Source organism: Paenibacillus cremeus, from assembly GCF_007786445.1.
GTDB lineage: Bacteria > Bacillota > Bacilli > Paenibacillales > NBRC-103111 > Paenibacillus_G > Paenibacillus_G cremeus.
Window position 1 is genome coordinate 1 of the sequence record NZ_VNJI01000131.1, and the last position, 1,369, is coordinate 1,369.

Genomic DNA, 1,369 nt, shown 5'->3' on the forward strand with positions numbered 1-1,369 from the left:
ACGTGTGCACGATCACACAACAGGACGTTTTGTCCGCGGGTACAACATGCTCACACTAGGCTGGTCCGACGGTTTTAGCTTTGCTCCTATCGACTTTGTTATGCTTAGCTCCGCCAAACTGGCATACACCGCCGCAAGTGACGCACGTAGCTTTTGTCCGGCCCTTCAACAGTCTATTTCGTAATTCACTTTGCTTCTTTCTGAAAGTCGCCTCCGTTTTACAGTTCCACAACATCGCTTGTTATGCGGGATCATCGTCCCAATCAGCTTAACAACTGCCCGTATTAAGCCTCTTAAACGAAAAAAGTTCAACCAGTAAATACTGGCTGAACTCATAATAAGACGGGTAAAATTGTTGACCTTTGAATACGTCATCTCGTGAATACATGTTTGCCGATTGTCACAACTTTAGGCCGCGATAAGCTCCAAGTTGAGGTCGTTATCTTCGGATTATGATAATACAACGTACCGCGAGCAGGATCCCATCCATTCAAGGCTGCCTTGGCAGCTTGATATGCAGTCTGATTTGGAGTAAGCCAATACTGGCCGTCATCAACCGCCGAAAATTGACCTTTCTGAAAGATCACTTCTGTTATCGAATCTGGAAATAGCGGCGATTGCACTCGATTCAACACTACTGCTCCAACAGCAACTTGACCTTCAAATGATTCGCCTCGCGCCTCGGAATAGATGATGCGGGCCAACTGCTCCAATGCTGAATTTTTAGGTGAGACAGCACCTTGAATTTTTGAAAAGGTTGTGGAATCCACTTCCCCATCGACCGGGAGACGGTAGGCCTTCTGAAATCTCCGCACTGCTTCTGCAGTAGCTGGACCGTAATATCCGGTTAGTCCGGCTTTAAAGTATCCAAGTGCACTCAATCGTTGTTGCAGATCGAGTACATGTTCACTTTGGCTTTCAACTTTAATCGATATGGCGTAAGCGGATTCAACCGTACCGAAGAAAGTTACAGTGCAGACAATCATGTTGCTGAGTATTAATGATTTCAATGTTTTCTTCATTTTATCCGTTTGACCTCCTTTAGTATTCTATTGGACGGTTATCGGTCATAAGAAGGATTGTCACTAATAGATTTCGTAAATAATCAGCAAATTTAGGACAAAAATGTAATTTCTTGTAATTATGCTGTAGAATCGCTAAATTAGTTCGACCATTTCTTGATCTGCATTCGTTTTCTGAAATTGGATGACGGTATTGGAGTAGAAAAATACCTCCCTCAGATCTATAGAGTGCACCCCTTAGAATAGACATTGGAAAAACCCCTTGGTTAATCCGATAAATTCTAAGGGGTGCATTTTTATGGCGATTAAAGGACAAAAATTTAAACATTATCCAGAATCGTTAAAGG

1 protein-coding gene and 1 pseudogene are annotated in these 1,369 nt (G+C 42.9%); one reads left to right on the top strand and one right to left on the bottom strand.

Annotation, left to right across the window (positions count from 1 at the left end; translation table 11 throughout):
* Positions 1-184, top strand: a pseudogene (locus FPZ49_RS36540) (hypothetical protein); the annotation flags it as partial.
* Positions 185-371: 187 nt separating this feature from the next.
* Here the strand turns inward: FPZ49_RS36540 and FPZ49_RS35160 are convergent.
* Positions 372-1,022, bottom strand: coding sequence for a cell wall hydrolase (locus FPZ49_RS35160; RefSeq protein ID WP_186446298.1), 651 nt, complete (start codon positions 1,020-1,022; stop codon positions 372-374).
* Between the last annotated feature and the right edge of the window lie 347 nt (positions 1,023-1,369).